At 60.2% G+C, this 1,637-nt stretch carries 1 pseudogene; it reads left to right on the top strand.

The window, feature by feature from the left end:
* Nucleotides 1-5: 5 nt before the first annotated feature.
* Nucleotides 6-1,637, top strand: a pseudogene (locus ABR397_RS22515) (non-ribosomal peptide synthetase); the annotation flags it as partial.

The raw sequence follows: 1,637 nt of genomic DNA, 5'->3' as shown, positions 1-1,637 counted from the left end.
AGAACGTGCTGACAGCAATGGTCGCGGATGTGACGCAAGCTCTTTCATCTCTGCCTATACTACCTGTCACAGAGCAACAACAATTGCTGATGGATTTCAACGCCACACAGGTGGATTTCCCGCAGGAAGCCCTGATCCATGAATTGTTCGAACAACAGGCAGCGCGCACCCCGGATGTCACCGCCGTGGTATTTGAAGCGCAGTCCCTCAGCTACGGTGAACTGAACCGCCGCGCCAACCGGCTGGCTCATCATCTGCTGACCCTCGGCGTACAACCGGATGACCGGGTTGCCATCTGCGCCGGGCGCAGTCTGGAGATGGTGGTGGGATTATTGGCCATCCTTAAGGCCGGCGGCGCCTATCTGCCGCTTGACCCGGCTTATCCGGCCGAACGGCTGGCCTATATGCTCAGTGATGCAGCGCCGGTGGTTCTGCTGACCCAGTCCGCGCTGGTTGAAATACTGGATAGCAGCCTGCCTACTGTGGTGCTTGACGCCCGCCCGCCGTCTGTCTTTGACGGGACGCCGGACAGCAACCCCGACAACCGGGCTCGCGGACTGACTTCACACCATCTGGCCTATGTGATTTATACCTCCGGCTCTACCGGCCAGCCCAAAGGGGTGATGAACAGCCACCGGGCCCTGTGTAACCGTCTGGTCTGGATGCAGGATACCTATGGCCTGACTCCCGATGACCGTGTCTTGCAGAAAACCCCGTTCAGTTTCGATGTTTCCGTCTGGGAATTCTTCTGGCCTCTGCTCTGGGGGGCCCGTCTGGTGATGGCCCGCCCCGAAGGCCACAAAGACGCGGATTATTTGGCCCGGCTGATTGATACCGCCGGTATCACCACATTGCACTTTGTGCCTTCCATGTTACAGCAGTTTGTGCAGATGGTTGCGCCGGAGCACGCCTGCGCCTCCCTCAAGCGGGTGATTTGCAGCGGTGAGGCCTTGCCGCAAGAGCTGCAACAGCGCTTTTTCTCCCACTTTGAGGCCGAATTGCACAACCTGTATGGCCCAACCGAAGCCGCGATTGATGTCACCTATTGGGTCTGTCAGCGCGAGGATAAACGCCACTTTGTCCCCATTGGCCGCCCGATTGCCAATACCCAACTCTATATTCTGGATACCCAGGGTCAGCCCGCGCCGCTCGGTGTGGCCGGTGAAATCCATATCGGTGGGGCAGGAGTGGCCCGCGGTTACCTGAACCGTCCGGCACTGACAGCGCAACGTTTTATTCCTGACCCGTTCTCCCGCGCCCCGGATGCCCGCCTGTACAAAACCGGCGACCTCGGCCGCTGGCTGCCCGACGGCAGTATCGAATATCTGGGCCGTAACGACTTTCAGGTCAAGCTGCGTGGCTTCCGTATTGAGCTGGGGGAAATTGAAGCGCGCCTGACCCAGTGTCCGGGGGTGGCGGAAGCAGCCGTTATCGCCCGCGAAGATATCCCCGGTGACAAACGGTTAGTGGCCTATGTCCGGCCTCAATCCGGTGTTGCACTGACGCCGGCGGATTTACGCCCGCAGCTGGCACAGCAGCTGGCCGATTATATGCTGCCCAGTGCCTTTGTGATGCTGGCGGCTTTCCCGCTGACCCCGAACGGCAAGCTGGACCGCAAGGCGCTGCCCGCGCCTGAC

Source organism: Photorhabdus viridis (genome assembly GCF_040256935.1).
Lineage (GTDB): Bacteria > Pseudomonadota > Gammaproteobacteria > Enterobacterales > Enterobacteriaceae > Photorhabdus > Photorhabdus viridis.
Note: the sequence above shows the minus strand (reverse complement) of the source record. Positions and strands in the feature narration are given on the sequence as shown.